General features: G+C 66.7%; 14 protein-coding genes. 5 read left to right on the forward strand and 9 right to left on the reverse strand.

Annotated elements, in window-relative coordinates:
* Positions 1-222: 222 nt before the first annotated feature.
* The 3 genes from ACX9OT_RS00005 to gap form a co-directional block, all read right to left on the reverse strand.
* Entirely contained in the window at positions 223-1,599 is a 1,377-nt protein-coding gene (locus tag ACX9OT_RS00005; protein WP_049422663.1) for a DUF3999 domain-containing protein, read from the reverse strand.
* Complete coding sequence (locus ACX9OT_RS00010; protein ID WP_049461821.1) at positions 1,596-4,271, reverse strand: DUF2339 domain-containing protein; 2,676 nt, start codon at positions 4,269-4,271, stop codon at positions 1,596-1,598. The genes ACX9OT_RS00005 and ACX9OT_RS00010 overlap by 4 nt, the downstream gene beginning before the upstream one ends.
* A gap of 125 nt (positions 4,272-4,396) precedes the next feature.
* The gene (gap, locus tag ACX9OT_RS00015) at positions 4,397-5,401 is read right to left on the reverse strand and encodes a type I glyceraldehyde-3-phosphate dehydrogenase (RefSeq protein WP_032127866.1); all 1,005 of its coding nucleotides are present in this window, start codon (positions 5,399-5,401) and stop codon (positions 4,397-4,399) included.
* Between the two features lie 193 nt (positions 5,402-5,594).
* On the opposite strand from gap, the gene ACX9OT_RS00020 reads away from it, so the two are divergent.
* The 3 genes from ACX9OT_RS00020 to ACX9OT_RS00030 all read left to right on the forward strand — a co-directional run bounded on the left by ACX9OT_RS00020 (position 5,595) and on the right by ACX9OT_RS00030 (position 8,074).
* Positions 5,595-6,224 carry an OmpW/AlkL family protein gene (locus ACX9OT_RS00020; protein ID WP_049461820.1) on the forward strand — a complete coding sequence of 210 codons (630 nt, stop codon included), beginning with the start codon at positions 5,595-5,597 and terminating at the stop codon, positions 6,222-6,224.
* Positions 6,225-6,443: 219 nt separating this feature from the next.
* Entirely contained in the window at positions 6,444-7,262 is an 819-nt protein-coding gene (locus tag ACX9OT_RS00025; RefSeq protein ID WP_049461819.1) for a S1/P1 nuclease, read from the forward strand.
* 11 nt (positions 7,263-7,273) lie between these two features.
* Positions 7,274-8,074, forward strand: coding sequence for an MBL fold metallo-hydrolase (locus tag ACX9OT_RS00030; protein WP_049461818.1), 801 nt, complete (start codon positions 7,274-7,276; stop codon positions 8,072-8,074).
* 57 nt (positions 8,075-8,131) lie between these two features.
* On the opposite strand, the gene ACX9OT_RS00035 is transcribed toward ACX9OT_RS00030, so the two are convergent.
* The 3 genes from ACX9OT_RS00035 to ACX9OT_RS00045 are packed head-to-tail and all read right to left on the reverse strand — an operon-like array spanning position 8,132 to position 10,291.
* Complete coding sequence (locus ACX9OT_RS00035; RefSeq protein ID WP_049461817.1) at positions 8,132-8,695, reverse strand: hypothetical protein; 564 nt, start codon at positions 8,693-8,695, stop codon at positions 8,132-8,134.
* Positions 8,692-9,933, reverse strand: coding sequence for a M56 family metallopeptidase (locus ACX9OT_RS00040; RefSeq protein ID WP_049461816.1), 1,242 nt, complete (start codon positions 9,931-9,933; stop codon positions 8,692-8,694). Before ACX9OT_RS00040 ends, ACX9OT_RS00035 begins: the two co-directional genes overlap by 4 nt.
* Positions 9,926-10,291, reverse strand: a complete 366-nt coding sequence (locus tag ACX9OT_RS00045) for a BlaI/MecI/CopY family transcriptional regulator (RefSeq protein WP_014648244.1) — start codon at positions 10,289-10,291, stop codon at positions 9,926-9,928. Before ACX9OT_RS00045 ends, ACX9OT_RS00040 begins: the two co-directional genes overlap by 8 nt.
* A gap of 118 nt (positions 10,292-10,409) precedes the next feature.
* Between ACX9OT_RS00045 and ACX9OT_RS00050 the strand changes: the two genes are divergently transcribed.
* Together ACX9OT_RS00050 and ACX9OT_RS00055 are read left to right on the forward strand one after the other, a co-directional pair.
* Positions 10,410-10,967: a flavin reductase family protein gene (locus tag ACX9OT_RS00050; protein ID WP_049461815.1), complete on the forward strand. Its 558-nt coding sequence runs from the start codon at positions 10,410-10,412 to the stop codon at positions 10,965-10,967.
* Between the two features lie 34 nt (positions 10,968-11,001).
* The gene (locus ACX9OT_RS00055; RefSeq protein WP_049461814.1) at positions 11,002-12,954 is read left to right on the forward strand and encodes an acetyl-CoA hydrolase/transferase C-terminal domain-containing protein; all 1,953 of its coding nucleotides are present in this window, start codon (positions 11,002-11,004) and stop codon (positions 12,952-12,954) included.
* Between the two features lie 88 nt (positions 12,955-13,042).
* On the opposite strand, the gene ACX9OT_RS00060 is transcribed toward ACX9OT_RS00055, so the two are convergent.
* The 3 genes from ACX9OT_RS00060 to tkt all read right to left on the reverse strand — a co-directional run bounded on the left by ACX9OT_RS00060 (position 13,043) and on the right by tkt (position 15,941).
* Positions 13,043-13,348, reverse strand: a complete 306-nt coding sequence (locus ACX9OT_RS00060; RefSeq protein ID WP_014038309.1) for a HigA family addiction module antitoxin — start codon at positions 13,346-13,348, stop codon at positions 13,043-13,045.
* An 11-nt stretch (positions 13,349-13,359) separates the two neighbouring features.
* Positions 13,360-13,638, reverse strand: coding sequence for a type II toxin-antitoxin system RelE/ParE family toxin (locus ACX9OT_RS00065; protein WP_049422655.1), 279 nt, complete (start codon positions 13,636-13,638; stop codon positions 13,360-13,362).
* 305 nt (positions 13,639-13,943) lie between these two features.
* A complete protein-coding gene (gene tkt / locus ACX9OT_RS00070; protein ID WP_049461813.1) occupies positions 13,944-15,941 on the reverse strand; it encodes a transketolase in 1,998 nt (665 codons plus the stop codon).
* Positions 15,942-16,164 lie beyond the last annotated feature (223 nt).

Raw genomic sequence — 16,164 nt, forward strand, 5'->3', positions numbered from 1 at the left:
CTAACAACTACGCCCGGCAGCTCCGGGCTGCCGCCTGAAACGGCTTCATGGCGTCCGTTTTCAGGGGGCCAGATCAGTCAGCCGCATGGATGCGGCTGCCAAGCCTACAAGGACGTACTTGCGGCGTCCCCCGCGAACCTACCCCGCCCGGCCAAGCGCGGCTTTTGCTTTTGCTTTGCACGACCAACCCCACCCACGAGGGGCTGCGCCGTTCGCCGGAACCTACGCCGAAGGCGCAGGCTTCTGCCGAAGCAGACTGACCGCCAGGCCGCCAACAACCAACACACCCAGCCCCAGCAACGCCCACAGCAGCCACGACTTCCAGTCGTGCTGCGGCTTCAGTGCCGACTCACCGGCCAGCGGTTCCGGGCTGCCTTCCAGGCGCGCCAGCGTCGGCTGCCACGACGGATCATTGCGCTGCCGCAGCTCCTCGATCAGCACACCGATCGGCGCCTCCATCCGGCGCGCAGTCGAGCTGCCCACCGCCAGCGCATACGGCGCCGCGCCCTGGCTCAGGAACACCAGCACTTCCGGCTGATAACCCAGACGCAGGGTTGGAGCCGTCGCCGTTTCAGCCGGATTCGCTACCAGCTTCCAATAACGATCCCGATGCACGCCGCCCAGCGGCTGCGCAGCCGATTGCTGACGCTGGCCCTGCGCGCCCTGCTGCAGCTGATAGGCAATCCACGGTGCACTACGGCGCTGCCATTCCGCGCTCTCGTCATCGCGGCTGAACAATGTCCACTGCACCAGGCTGTTGTCGGTGCTGGCCACGTCAGCACGCGCCGCCGGGAAGCGGCCATCCATCTCGAAGGTGTATTCGCCCTTGCGCTTCGAGGTCGGTTCCAGCGACAGCCACTCCCACGGCAGTGTGGCCGGTGCCGGCGGCAGCTCGGCCAGTACGCTGCGCAACGTTGGCAGACGGGCATCGCCCTGCGCCAGCACACGCAGATAGCGCGCTTCACCATCCACCTGCAGACGGCGCTGCAGCAGGCGCTTGCCGGCGCGCTGCAGATCCACCAGCGGAATGTCGCGGCCAATCGCACGCCAGTGCTGCAGGTCGTCGCTGACGTCCAGCTGCACCTGTGCCTGCAACGGCTGGCCACTGTCCGCCCAATCCAGCACCAGTGCCGCCAATGGTTGCTGGCCGAGCACGCTGGCATCGATCAGCCAACCGCCCTGCCCGTTCGCTACCGCGCCACCACCCACACGCGCCTCGACCCGGCGTACGCGGCCATCGGTATCGCGCTCGGTCAGCAACTGCAGGTCGTTGCGCTGCGCTTCGGCCAGCGGCGGCAACGCGAACCACGGCAGCTCACGCTGCACCGGCGGCTGTGCCAGCGGCTGGTCCGGCGCCAGCAAGGCCGACGGCAACGATTGGCCGGCGGCATTGAACACCTGCACATCACCCAGGTCCGCACTACCGGCGCGACGGTAGATCGCCGGTTCCAGCACAACACGGTAGGCACCCGATTGTGCGCTGGACAACGTCAGCGGCCACTGCTCGGCGTACTGGGTACGGTAATCGGCGGCCTGTGCGGTGACGGCGGCCAGCATGCCGAACATCGCCGGCAGCAGCGCCCTGCTCCACGTCTTCATTGTTTTTCCTCCACGGTCGGCGCCGCGCTCGGCGGTGCCGGTGCCAGATAACCCACGACCGTGCACAGCAGGCCGTAGGCGATGAACGATGCGATGCCCAGCAGGTTGCCCAGGTGCTGGCGATCGACGATGACCAGCTTGGCCAGCACCACGCCCATCAGCACCGCACCCACCATCCACAACACGCGCTGGCCACGGCGCGAGCCCCACACCCAGGCAATCACGCCGAGCACGCTCCACAGCACGGTCAGGCTGGTCTGCGCCAGGCTGAAGCGCATCATCGACGCGTTCCAGGACAGGCCGCCCCACTGATGCACGCCATGCAGCACAACGCTGGTCAACGCGACGAAGGTTGCCAGTGACAGCAGCGGCATGCGGATACCCAGCAGCGCCTGCGGCGCCTGATCGCTGTACAGCCAACGCGCCAGCAGCAGCAGGCTCAGCCACTGCCCGATCTCCGCCGGATTCAGCACCGGCAGCCACAGCAGCGGCGCAGCATCGCCCGGCAGCAGCTGGCCGGACAGCCAGCCGATCGACAACAGGCCGAACAGCACGCACTGCAGCGGCTGGCGCACGCGGTCGAACGCTGCACCCAGCGGCCAGCGCAGCGCATTCCAGCGCCACAGCGACAGCGCCGCCATCAGCAGCCACGGCAGCGTCACCAGCAACGTGGTCCAGCCCTGTGCCAGCCCGGCTTCACCACCGCCCCACAGGGCCAGCAGCGAAAGCAGCGACGGCCACAGCAGCCACCACAGGAACTGCGCGATGCGTGCCACGGTATTGCCGCCTTGGCGCAGGCACAGCAGCGTGCGCACGCCCAGCACCGCGAACACCGCCCAGGCCAGCGCGCCGTAGCCGGCGAACGGCTGATGGTGCGCGTCGCTCTGTATCAGCGCCAGTGGGAAGCCCAGCGCCAGCATCGCGAGTGCGGTCACCCCCAGCGCACGCGCCGGCTGGCGCCGCTGTACTTCGGCGGCCAGCCATGCGGTAACGGCAGCCAGCACCAGCAGTGCATCCACTTCGATGCGGTACGGGAAGAACCGGGTGATCTCGTGCACCAGGCCACCCAGCCACCACAGCAGGCCCCACAGGTAGTAGACCAAGGCAATCTCGTGGCGCTGCCTGCGCTGGTAGCTCCAGGCCGACGCGAAGCCGGCAACGGCCAGCAGCAATGCACCGATCGCGGTCGGGTTGAGCAGGAAGCGCAGGTCCTCATGCCAGTGATCGCCACCGGCCACGAAAGCGAACGCCGCGCCCATCTGCAACAACGCACCGGACACCTGCGGCAGCCAGCGCTTCTGGCGCAGGCCCAGCCAGGCCAGGCCTGCACCTTCCAGCGCGAACACCGCGCCGGTGGCACGCGCCGACAAGGCCAGCGGCACCGCCAGCGTGGCGAAGCCCACCGCCAGCACCGCATGCGACTGCGCCAGCACGGTGTACGACGCGCGCGCAATCAGTGCCCGCGCCAGTACGGCGTAGATCGCCGCCAGGCCCAGTGCGCACAGCGCCAGCGTCATCGGCTGCTCGTGCAGCATGCCGGCCTGCAGCGAGAAGGCGACCAAGGGCGTACCGAACACCAGGCTGCCGTCGACCAGGTCACGCCGCCCGGCGGGCTGCCGGCGTGCGTACAGCAGCGGGATCAGCAGGTAGAAGGCGAAGAACAGCAGCAGGAACGGCTCGGTGCTGCTGAACTTGTCCGGCGCGTACTGCAGCACGCCCCAGAACGTACCGATGCCGAAGGTGAAGGCGAAGCCCAGCAGGTTCAGCGCGCGCCACGGCCGGAACCAGGCAATGGCGAAGATGCCGGCGTTGAGCACCGCGTAGTAGCTGAACAACCCCACGTGGTTGCCGCTGCCGGTGGACAGCCACAGCGGTGCCATGAAGCCTGCGAGGATGCCCAGCACCGCCAGCGTGCGCGAGTTCTGCACCACCGCCAGCACGCACAGCCCGGCCACCAGCGCGATCGAACTGGCGAAGGCAAACCCGGGGTTGAGCAGCTCGAACCGCTTGAACGCGGCGAAGATGGTCAGCAGCAGCACGCCGATGGCACCGCCCTGCAGCGCCAGTGCGAACAAGCGCCGGCGCTCGCGCTGATGCCAACCGAACGCCAGCAGGCCCAGCGCACCCACGGTGACACCGGCCAGGCGCAGCTCGATCGGCAGCACCAGCCAGCCCTGGTCACTGACGTACTTCAACAGCGCGGCAACACCGGCCAGCAGCACCAGCATGCCGATCTTGACCGGCACGTTGCCCTCGGTGAACCAGCGCTTGACCGCTCCGATGCCGCGCTCGATGAAATTCGGCAGCGTCGGTTCGGAAGGCAACGGCGGCTGCACTGGCACGGGTGGCACCGGCGGTGGCGTGACCGGGCGCGGCGCCTCCGCTGCCGCAGGCACCGGTTCGTGCACCGGCGGCGGCGTTGGCTGGGGGGGAGGCGGCGCGGCAGCCGCCACCGGCCGCAGGAACGGCGGATCGGCGCCAGCCGCAGGCATGGGCGCAGCCCGTTCCGGCGCAGGCTCGGCTGCAGCCGGGCGGGCGGCCGGCGCGGTGGCCAAGGCACCTTCCAGCGCGGCCACTCGGCGGCGCAGGCCGGCAATCATCACCAGCGCCACCACCAGCAGCAGCGGGATGGCCAGCAGAACCAGTACCACCAGGGCTATCAATGCTTCCATTGCATGCTTCCATTGCAATCCCGCGCCCCAGCGGCAGCGGTCGACCGCCCCATGCTACGACAGGGCTGGCCCCATAAACGACGAACCCCGGCCAGGCCGGGGTCCGTGCGCGATCTTGGCCGGCCTTACTTGGCGGCGACGACCTTGGCCATTTCCAGGCACTTGTTCGAGTAGCCCCACTCGTTGTCGTACCAGGTGACCAGCTTGACGAAGGTGCCGTCCAGGGCGATGCCGGCTTCGGCGTCGAACACCGAGGTGCAGGTCTCGCCGCGGAAATCGGTGGCCACGACCTTGTCTTCGGTGTAGCCCAGGATGCCCTTCAGCGGGCCTTCGCTCTGTGCCTTCACTTCGGCGCAGATCTCGGCGTAGGTGGCTTCCTTTTCCAGCTCGACGGTCAGGTCGACCACCGACACGTCCGAGGTCGGGACACGGAAGCTCATGCCGGTCAGCTTCTTGTTCAGTTCCGGGATGACCACGCCGACGGCCTTGGCCGCACCGGTGGACGACGGAATGATGTTCTCCAGGATGCCGCGGCCACCACGCCAGTCCTTGTTGGACGGGCCATCGACGGTCTTCTGGGTAGCGGTAGCCGCATGCACGGTGGTCATCAGGCCACGCTTGATGCCCCACTTGTCATTGATGACCTTGGCCAGCGGGGCCAGGCAGTTGGTGGTGCACGACGCGTTTGAGACGATCGCCTGGCCGGCGTAGGTCTTGTCGTTCACGCCGTAGACGAACATCGGCGTGTCGTCCTTCGACGGGGCCGACATGATGACCTTCTTGGCGCCGGCATCGATGTGCTTCTGCGCGGTTTCCTTGGTCAGGAACAGGCCGGTGGATTCGATCACCACGTCCACGTCCACTTCGTTCCACTTCAGGTTGGCCGGGTCGCGTTCCTGGGTCAGGCGGATCTTCTTGCCGTTGACCAGCAGGTCGTTGCCCTGCACCGCCACGTCAGCCTTGAAACGGCCGTGCACGGAGTCGTACTTGAGCATGTACGCCAGATAGTCCGGCTCCAGCAGATCGTTGATGGCCACGATTTCGATGTCGTCGCCGAAGTTCAGCACCGCCGAGCGCAGGACGTTACGCCCGATGCGACCGAAACCGTTGATACCAACCTTGATTGCCATGTTCTCAAGCTCCTGCGGCCGCGACGGGTGCGGCGGGATGGATAGGGCCCACAAGTCTAGCAAACCGGGGCTGGCCACCGCCGGCCAGCCCCGGCAGGCAGCAGGCCGGCGGACAGGATTTGATCCGGATCAAAGCGTTAGCGCGATGTGAGGCCGAGACTGGCTGCATCCACCCAGCAACGAGATCACCCCCATGCGCAAGACCTCCCCCCTGATCGTGGCCAGCTTGGCCGCCGCCCTGTCCCTCGCCGCCGCCCCGGCCATGGCCCAGTCCAAGGGCGACTGGACCCTCTCCGCCGGCGTGCACCAGGTGGCCCCGAAGTCGAACAACGGCTGGCTGGCCAACCACACCCTGAAGGTCGACGTCGACAACGACGTCAAGCCGACCATCACCGGTGAGTACTTCATCGCCGACAACCTGGGCATCGAAGTGCTGGCCGCGCTGCCGTTCAAGCACGACATCAACATCAACGGCCTGGGCCGCGTGGGCAGCACCAAGCAGCTGCCGCCGGTGGTGACCGTGCAGTACCACTTCAACAGCAAGGGCAAGGTGTCGCCGTTCATCGGTGCGGGCGTGAACTACACGACCTTCTTCAGCGAAGACACCACCGGTGCGCTGAAGGACAGCCGCCTGAAGCTGCAGGATTCGTGGGGCATGGCCGCGCATGCGGGCGTGGACTTCGCGATCGGCGAGAAGGGCGCACTGCGCGTGGACATGCGCTGGATCGACATCGACAGCAAGGTGAAGTTGAACGGCGAGAAGATCGGCACGGTCAACATCGATCCGCTGGTCTACGGCGCTTCGTACGTCTTCAAGTTCTAAGCGGTGTGTTGAGCGCGGGGGCTTCGCCCCCGCTCCCCCGCTACACGCAAAACCCTCGCAGCATGTTGCCCCGGTGATTGCCGGGGCTTTTTTGTTCCTGGGACTGAAGCGGTTTCGGAGCGGGGGCGAGGCGGGGAACGGAGCCCCTCCCGCTGCGCTCCCCCTTCGGAACAGGAACGCGCCGCTCTTCAATCCACCTGCCCCCGCTAGAATGTGCGCATGAAAGCCCTGCACTCCCTGTTCCTCGCCGCCGCCCTGGCGCCGGCCCTGCTCTCCGTCTCCGCCCCCGCCCATGCCTGGGGCGCGCAAGGCCACCGCCTTGTCGCCGAAGTCGCCGACGCCCGCCTCAACCCCACCGCCCGCGCCGAAGTGGACCGCCTGCTGGCTACCGAACCGGATGCCACCCTGGCCAGCATCGCGCCGTGGGCCGACCAGCTGCGCGCCAAAGACCCGGGCCTGGGCCGTCGCTCGGCCGGCTGGCACTACGTCAACATCGCCGAAGACAACTGCCACTACGAAGCACCGAAGCACTGCAAGAACGGCAACTGCATCGTCGAGGCCCTGAAGGCACAGAGCGCCATCCTTGGCGACCGCAGCCTGACCGACGGCGAGCGCCTGCAGGCGCTGAAGTTCGTCGTGCACCTGGTCGGCGACATCCACCAGCCGATGCACGCCGGTTACGCCCACGACAAGGGCGGCAACGACTTCCAGCTGCAGTTCGGCAACCGCGGTACCAACCTGCACTCGCTGTGGGACAGCGGCATGCTCAACACCCGCAAGCTGGACGACGCCGGCTATCTCCCGCTGCTGCAGAGCCAGCGCGCGCCGAAGCTGGCGCGCCAGTCCAACCCGCAGCGCGACCCGCAGACGTGGGCCGAAGCCAGCTGCCGCATCTCCATGCAAGCTGGCGTTTATCCGGCCTCGCGTAAAATCGGTGACGAATACACCGAGCGCTACCGGCCGCTGGCCGAAGCGCAGCTGCGACTGGCCGGTGAAAACCTGGCGCAGTTGCTGAACCGCGTGCTCGGCACGCGCTGAGGAGAGTTCCGATGCCGGTCCAGGTGCAGTCGTTCTTCCACCGTGACAGCAACACCTTCAGCTATCTGGTCAGCGACCCGGCCAGCGGCGAGGCAGCGCTGATCGACCCGGTCCTGGACTACGACCCGGATACCGACGCCAGCAGTGAAGCGCCGCTGCATGCCGCGTTGCAGGCCATCGAACAACAGGGCCTGCAGCTGCGCTGGCTGCTGGAAACCCATGCCCACGCCGACCATGTGTCGGCTGGGCGCCGCCTGAAGGAGCGCTTCCCGCAGGCCACGCTGGCCATCGGCGAAGGCATCCGCGCGGTGCAGGCCACCTTCGCACCGCGCTACGGCCTGCAGCTTCCTGCGGCCGATGACATCTTCGATCACCTGTTCAGCGATAGCGAAACCTTTGCTCTGGGCGAACTGCGCTGTCAGGTGATCGCCGTGCCCGGCCATACCAGCGACAGCATCGCCTACCTGATCGGCGATGCGCTGTTCACCGGCGACTCGCTGTTCATGCCCGACGGCGGTACCGCCCGCTGCGATTTCCCAGGTGGCGACGCCGCGCAGTTGTACCGTTCAATCCAGCGCCTGCTGGCGCTGCCCGATGCGACGCGCGTGTTCGTCTGCCACGACTACGGCCCCGGCGGCCGCGCATTCGCCAACGAGACCACCATCGGCGAGCAGCGCGCACACAACATCCACGTGCATGACGGCGTGGCCGAGGCGGAGTTCGTCAGCGTGCGCCAGGCACGCGATGCGACGCTGGAAGAACCCAAGCTGATGCAGCCCGCGGTGAAGGCCAACATCCAGGGCGGTGCCTGACACACACCGCTGCGCTCGCCGGGCATGGCCCGGCGCTACCCCGGTCATCGCAAGCGGTCATTTTCCCTGCGTACGCACCACGTGCTGTCCCTTCACGATCTCGAAGGTGAAGGCATACTGCAGGGTGACCGCCACCGGCTCGACGCGCTCGGCGCCGCGACAGTCGCCACGGTCGGCAGGCACCTTGCCAGCCGCGAAGTGGCAGACCGCTGCGGACGAGTATTTCCACATCGCCACGGCGTCCTGCGCAGCCTGCAGCAGGGGCGCATTCTCGCGTGCAGCCCCTGCGGCACAGTCCTGGCGATCGGTCAGCGGCATGCTGCGTTCGACGCTGCCCTGCGCATCCACCACCACCTGCAGGCAGATCGTAGTCGGCGCCAGTTCCGCGCGCGGATCACGATCGCCGACCTCCGGGTCCGGTGCCGCGTAGAGCTGTGGCATCCGGTAACCCTCGGTCGCACCCAGCGAATACACCTGCAACTGCCCACTGCCACCGCCCGCCTGCGGCTGCAGGCGCTGATGGCCGACATTCTCGCTGCGGGTATCAACGGTGGTCAGGCGATCCTGGGTCGCGCATCCTGCCAACAGCGCCGCCATCATCAACAGCGGCGCGGTCTTCACTGGGAGTCCTCGGTGTTGTCCATGGCATAGGTGATCGGAATCTTCACAGCCCCTGCAACGGGCTTTCCGTTCTTTATCGCCGGACGATAGGTCCAGCTCCGCGCAGCGGCGATCGACACCGCATCGAACACACCCGGATTGGTTGCACTGAGCACCTGGACGTCAGTCGGATGGCCGTTGGCATCCACGTCCACGCGCAGGTTCACCACGCCCACCTGGCGCTGTTCGATGGCGGACTTCGGATAGGACGGTGGCGGCATCTTGTCGACCTGGATCGGACGGTCCAGCCCCGCCTTGGCCGCATCTTCTTCAGCATGTTCGAACGGCTCGACGCTGATCGACGGCACGCCCGTCGCGCCACCCTGGCTGGCCCACGCCACCGCGCCCATTCCCAGACACAACCCGACCACCAGCACCTGCCCCGACACCCACGGCAATGCCTTCCGCTTGGACTGCTTCAACATGGCGATACGCTCCTTCAACACGGGTTGGCTGCGCCAATGGCAGACCGCTGGCGCAACCGGATGGACCAGCTGCGCCTTCAGCAGCGTGCTGGCGTAGAGACCGCGCAGCGCAGGCTGCGGGGCAATGGTGCGGGCATCGCAGGCCAGCTCCTGGTCACGCAGGAATCGGCGGGCGGCCCACGGCAGAAGCGGATGGAACCAGAACACCGCGCGTGCCATCAGCAGCGCCCCATTGGCCCAGTGATCGCCATTGCGACGGTGGCTGCGCTCGTGCTGCAGGATCAGTCCCTGCTCCTGTGCGGTGAACTGCTGGTCGAAGTCCGGGCCTACCACGATGCGCGGACGCCACAGGCCGACCAGCGCGGGCAGCCCGGGATCAGCGCTGGCCTGCCAGCTGCCATCTGCGCGTGCACACAGTTGGCCCATGCCACGTTCAAAGCGCCGCTGCGCACGTAGATCGCGTAGCAGACAAAGGACCGCCCCCATCATCCATGCCAGCAGCAACAGCCCGGCCCACGGCAACGACTGCCCTGCCATGCCTTCGACGGCGCCGGGTACCACTTTCAGCGGCAGCGTCGGCACATGCTCCAGAAGTGCCACCTGCGGCAACGGCAGCATCAGTGCCAGCAGCAGCAACGGCAGCAGCCACCAGCTGCGGTAGGCCAACGCCACGCCCCCCAGTCGCACCAGCAAGGGTCGCAGCACCGCCAGCACGACCACGCCCACCGCCAGCCACAGGCTGGCCTGCCACAGCCCATCGAGCAGCTCAGTCATGGTCCAGCTCCTGGATCAGTTTCTTCAGTTCGGCGATGTCCTGCGCACTCAACTGGCCGCGTTCGCTGAAGTGCGCGACCAGCGGCGCAACGCGCCCTTCGAAGACACGACCAATGAAGTCCTGGCTCTGCGCCTCCACCCAGGCCTGCCGCTGCAGCAGCGGCCGGTACAGGTAGCGCCGGCCATCGCGCTCGGCAGTAATCGCGCCCTTGGTCAGCAGGCGGTTGAGCAGGGTCTTGATGGTCGGCTCGGCCCAGTCACGGTGGGCCAGTGCGGCGACCACGTCATCGGCGCTACGCGGTGCCTGCTGCCATAGCACCTCCATCACAACGGCTTCGGCTTCGCTGATCGGGGTCATGGTTTACATCCGTAATCGACGACCCGATTACGCGCGTAATCGAATCGTCTGTCAAGCCCCTCGACTCCAGGTTCATCCCGGCTGCGCCAGCATCGATTCCTCCCGCCCCAGGCCCCGGATGAAAGCGCTGCCCAAGAAGGAATTCCCGGTCGAGCAGGCCCGCCGCTTCCTCGAACCCGGGCCGGTCGTGCTGGTCAGCACCGCCTGGCGCGGCCAGCGCAACCTGATGACGATGGGCTGGCACATGGTGATGGGCTTCTCGCCTTCGCTGGTCGCCACCTTCCTGTGGGACGCAAACCACAGCCATGCGCTGGCGCGTGGCAGCGGCGAGTGCGTGATCAATGTGCCGGGGGTGGAACTGCTCGATACCGTGGTGGACATCGGCAACTGCAGCGGCCGCGAGGTCGACAAGTTCGCCCGTTTCGAGCTTGATGCGCTGCCCGCGCGCGAGGTCGGCGCGCCGCTGGTCGGCCAATGCCATTCGTGCTTCGAATGCCGCTTGTACGACGACAGCCAGGTGGCGTCGAACAACCTGTTCATCTGGGAAATCGTACGCGCCCATGTTGCGCCCCGGCCGAAACTACCGCGCACGATGCATTACCGGGGCGATGGGCAGTTCATGGTGTCTGGCGCCGAAGTCTCCCGTCGACGGCGGTTCAAGCCCGACATGCTGTAATGCCCGCACTCCCCCACACGCAGGACCGCCGCGCATGACCGAACACCTCACCGACCTGGACGCCGCCGTCGACTGGTTGTTTGCGCGCGTGGACGGGCCGCTGCGGATCGGGGCACCGCTGGCACTGGGCAAGCCGCATCGGCTGCTCAATGCCCTTTACGCACGCGTCGAGCACGATCCGTCGCGGCCACTGCAGCTGTATACCGCGCTGTCGCTGAACCCGCCGAAGGCGCGCGGCAAAGGCCTGGAAGCGCGCTTCATGGCGCCGTTCGCGCAGCGCCATTTCGGCGACGATTTCCCGCGCCTGGCCTATGCCGATGCGATCGCGCGCGACGCGTTGCCGGCACATGTGCAGGTGGAAGAGTTCTACATGCAGTCCGGCGCCCTGCTCGGCTCGCGGCAGGCGCAGTCCAGCTATACCAGCCTGAACTACACCCACGCCGCCGATGCGGTGGCGCAGCGCGCGCCGCAGATGATCGTGCAGAAGGTGGCGATGCGGCCGAACGACCGCCGGCTCTCGCTGTCGTGCAACAACGACATCACCCAGGACACGCTGGATGCGATGACCGCTCGCGGGCTGCCTCGCCCGCTGCTGATCGCCGAGATCGATCCGCAGCTACCCTACCTGGGTGGCTCGGCCACGGTCGATGTGTCGTTCTTCGATCTGGTGATCACCCCGCCACCACCGTACCCGGCGTTGTTCGGCCTGCCGCGGCAGCCGGTCGGCGATGCCGACTACGCGATCGGCCTGTATGCCAGCACGCTGGTGCGCGACGGCGGCACCCTGCAGATCGGCATCGGCACGCTGGCCGACGCGCTCAGCCATGCGCTGGTGCTGCGCCACACCGACAACGCGCGCTACCGGCGCGTGCTGCATGCGCTGGATCCGCAGCTGGCCAGCCACCCGCTGGTGCAGGAAATCGGCGGCGTGGACCCGTTCGAAGTGGGCCTGTACGGCTGCAGCGAGATGCTCAACGAGGGCTTCCGCCGGCTGGTACAGACCGGCGTGATCAAGCGCAAGGTGCACGACGATCTGGCGCTGATGCAGCGCATCGAGAACGGCAGCACCCTGTCCATCGACCACGCCACCCTGGCTGCCGAAGGCGAGTACCTTCATGGCGCCTTCTACCTGGGCTCGCCGGAGTTCTACGAGTGGTTGCGCACGCTGCCGGAAGACGAATGCCGTGCGATCGGCATGCGCCGCATCAGCGAGATCAACCAGCTGTACGGTGGCAACGAGACACTGGAACGCCTGCAACGCCGCCACGCGCGCTTCTTCAACTCCTGCATGATGGCCACCGCGCTGGGCGCGGCGGTGTCGGATGCGCTGGATGATGGACGTGTGGTGTCCGGCGTGGGTGGTCAGTACAACTTCGTGGCGATGGCACATGCGCTGCCGGAAGCGCGCAGCGTGCTGATGTTCCGCGCCGCGCGCGATGACAAGGGCCAGCGGGAATCCAACGTGCGCTGGAACTACGGGCACACCACCATCCCGCGCCATCTACGCGACATCTACCTCAACGAATACGGCATCGCCGACCTGCGCGGCCTGACCGACGAGGACTGCGTGCATGCGATGACCGCAATCACCGAGGCCCCGTTCCAGGGCGGCCTGCTGCAGCAGGCACACACTTCGCGCAAGCTGCTGGCCGCCGCACAACCGGATCCGGAGCGCCAGCAGCGCAACACGCCGCAGGCACTGTCCGCGGCACTGGCACCGTTCCGCGTCGATGGCAGCCTGCCCGACTATCCGTTGGGCAGCGACTTCAACGAGATCGAGCAGGTGCTGGTGAAAGCGCTGGGCTGGCTGAAGGCCAACACGCAGACCCGCGGCGACAAACTGCGTACCGTCTGGGCAGCGCTGCGGCAACCGGCTGGCGACGGCGATGCGGTGTACTTGCAGCGCATGGGCCTGCAGGCACCGAAGGATTTCGGCGAGCGCCTGGACGCGAGACTGCTGCGCCTCGCACTGGCACGCACCGCCTGAAAAAAGGGGACGGAGGGGATTAAGTCGTTTGTGCATAAACGACTTAATCCCCTCCGTCCCCTTTTTCTCATCCACGCATGGCGTAGATCTACCGCTCTATCCTCACTGCATCCTCAAGATACAGACGGGCAATCGGTGGATGCGCTCGATGCTCGACCTGCCACAGGTCGTATGCCGCCTGCATCGCCAGCCACATGCGGGCATTGCCCAGACCTGCAAGCTCAAGGCGGAATGCAAGTTCCGCGGAGATGCCAGCGTGCCCGTTGATGATGGTCGACAGCTGTCCGCGCGAATAGCCAAGATGCTGCGCCAGCGCACTGATCGACATGCTTATCGCCGGCAGGATGTCTTCGCGCAGCGACTCTCCGGGATGCGGTGGATCATGCAACGGCATCGAGCAGACTCCTAGTGGTAATCAAGGTAATCGACCAGTTCGACGTCCAGCCCACGAAAGCGGAACACCAATCGCCAACTCGCCGAGACACTTACAGCCCAGTAGCCGCTATAGCTCCCGCGCAGTGGGTGCAGGCGATTTCCGGGCAGCCCCATGTCTCCAGGCAGCCGGGCTTGATCCAGCTGCAGAAGCAAACGCCGCAACCGAGCCACATGATCGGCACGGACTCCGGACATGTCGCCCCGCTCATAGAGCGCCTTCAGGCCCTTGTGCCTGAAGCTGACGATCATGCGGCGCCAGTGTAAGGCATCACCTTACACCCCGTAAATCCACCATGGGTTTCTGCGCCGCTCTTCTTGTCCATGACTACTTCCGGGGGTACCTCGGCAGGCCCTCCTTTTCGCAAGGAATGCAGGCTAGATGAAGAGGCCAACGCGACACTGGTGCCGCAGGGCGCAACATGCCGGACGAAAAAGGGACGGAGGGGATCAAGTCGTTTGTGCAAAAACGACTTAATCCCCTCCGTCCCCTTTTCTCTCGAGCAAAGAAAAGGCCGGCGTGCGCCGGCCTTTCCCTTCCTGCTTCGCGAGGCTGCTTACAGCGCCTTGGCGGCTTCCACCACGTGGGCAGTGGTGATGCCGAAGTGCTTGTACAGCTGGTCGGCCGGGGCCGAGGCACCGAAGGTGTCGATACCAATCACCGCACCGTCCAGGCCGACAAACTGGCGCCAGAAGCCGGTGACACCGGCTTCCACCGCCACGCGCTTGCGCACGGCGTTCGGCAGCACCGATTCACGGTAGGCCGCATCCTGGCGCAGGAACACGTCGGTGGACGGCATCGAGACCACGCGGGTCTTGAGGCCGGCCGCATCCAGCTGGGCCTTGGCTTCGGTCGCCAGCGAAACTTCCGAACCGGTGGCGATCAGGATCACGTCCGGGGTACCGGCGGCATCGGCCAGCACGTAGCCACCGCGCTCGATCTGGGCGATCTGCTCGGCGTCGCGCGGCTGGTGCGGCAGGTTCTGGCGGCTGAACACCAGGCAGCTCGGGCCGTCCTGACGGGTGATCGCGGCCTTCCAGCTCACCGCCGACTCGACCGCATCGCACGGACGCCACACGTCGTTGTTCGGGATGTAACGCAGCGAAGCCAGGTGCTCCACCGGCTGGTGGGTCGGGCCGTCTTCGCCCAGGCCGATCGAGTCGTGGGTGTAGACGTGGATGGCGTGGGCCGGAATCAGCGCGCTCATGCGCACGCCGTTGCGGGCGTAGTCGCTGAACACCAGGAAGGTGGCGTCGAACGGAATGAAGCCGCCGTGCAGGGCCAGGCCGTTGGCAATGGCGGTCATGCCGAACTCGCGCACGCCGTAGTACACGTAGTTGGCGTTGGCGTCGTCGCTGGCAACCGACTTGCTGCCCTTCCACAGGGTCAGGTTGGAGTGCGCCAGGTCGGCCGAGCCGCCGACGATTTCCGGCAGCAGCGGGGCGTAGGCTTCGATGGCCAGCTGCGAGGCCTTGCGCGAAGCGATCGTCGGGCCTTCAGCGGCTACCTGGGCGATGTAGGCATCGGCCTTGGCAACGAAGTCGGCCGGCAGCTCGCCGTGCGAACGGCGGGTCAGCTCGGACGCTTCAGCCGGGTACTGGCTGGCGTACTTGTCGAACAGCTGTTCCCACTCGGCCTGGCGCAGGGTGCCGGCGCCATTGGCGCGCCAGCCGTCGTAGATCGCCTGCGGAATCTCGAACGGACCGTATTCCCAGCCCAGCTGCTTGCGGGTGGCTTCCAGTTCGTCCTTGCCCAGCGGTGCGCCGTGGCTGGATTCCTTGCCCGCCTTGTTCGGCGAACCGAAACCAATGGTGGTGCGGCAGCAGATCAGGGTCGGCTTGTCGCTCTGCGACAGCGCGGCCTCGATGCCGGCCTTGATGCTTTCCGGGTCGTGGCCATCGACATCGCGCACGACGTTCCAGCCATAGGCCTCGAAACGCTCCGGGGTATTGTCGGTGAACCAGCCCTCGACGTTGCCGTCGATGGAGATGTGGTTGTTGTCCCAGAAGCAGACCAGCTTGTGCAGGCCCCAGGTACCGGCCAGCGAAGCGGCTTCATGCGACACGCCTTCCATCAGGCAGCCATCGCCCATGAACACCCAGGTGCGGTGGTCGACCACTTCCAGTTCCGGGCGGTTGAAGCGCTGTGCCAGCAGCTTCTCGGCCAGGGCGAAGCCCACGGCATTGGCGAAACCCTGGCCCAGCGGGCCGGTGGTGGTTTCCACGCCCGGGGTCTCGTGGCGTTCCGGGTGGCCGGCGGTGTGGCTGCCCAGCTGGCGGAACAGCTTCAGCTGCTCGATCGGCAGGTCGTATCCGCTCAGGTGCAGCAGCGCGTACTGCAGCATCGAACCGTGGCCGTTGGACAGCACGAAACGGTCGCGGTTGAACCAGTGCGGGTTGCTCGGGTTATGGCGGAGATAGTCGTTCCAGAGGACTTCGGCGATGTCGGCCATGCCCATGGGCATGCCGGGGTGGCCGGACTTTGCGGTTTCAACCGCATCGGCGGCAAGGAAGCGGATGGCGTTGGCCAACTGGCGACGGGTAGGCTGCGTCATGGTTCTGTCGGAATCGGGAGGCGGCCGCGGACGTGCGGGCGGCCTATTGTCCCATAGTCGCCGGGCGGGGGGTCGGTTCACCTTGCCCGGTCGTGCCGGCCGCTGGCCGGCAGTTGCGCGGAATTCAATGAAGATCATGGAGTTGCCGGCCAGCGGCCGGCACTACCCGCCCCCGGAGTTCGGGGGCTGCGCCATAGGCGCCGGGGTGTGGAGGCCGGTAAGG

It is taken from the genome of Stenotrophomonas genospecies 3 (assembly GCF_054473855.1).